1 protein-coding gene is annotated in these 295 nt (G+C 52.9%); it reads left to right on the forward strand.

Going from position 1 to position 295, the window contains the following annotated elements; all coding sequences use genetic code 11:
• Window positions 1–295: hypothetical protein (locus ACM615_RS24410; protein WP_431012712.1), on the forward strand; the 295-nt coding region annotated here is incomplete at both ends.

The raw sequence follows: 295 nt of genomic DNA on the forward strand, positions 1-295 counted from the left end.
TTTCGCAACGTCGAAATCCTGTCGGCCGACCTGTTCCGCGTCACCCGCAACGGTGATTTTACGCTGGAAGAATCGGAAGATATTGACACCGATTTTATCAAAGAAATACAAACCGGCCTCAAAACCCGCAAGCGCGGCCGGGTAGTGCGCGTGGAAGTCGAGCCCGACGCTTCGCCCTACCTGATGAACGTGCTGCGCGAGCGCTGGAACATCGATAACGGCAACATCTTTGTCATTCCAGTTCTGCTGGATATGAAGGGGTTAAATCAGATTCTTCGCTATCCCAGCTTCAAGG

Origin of the sequence: Rahnella sp. PAMC25617, from assembly GCF_050606005.1 — a bacterium.
GTDB classification, from domain to species: Bacteria; Pseudomonadota; Gammaproteobacteria; order Enterobacterales; family Enterobacteriaceae; genus Rahnella; species Rahnella variigena.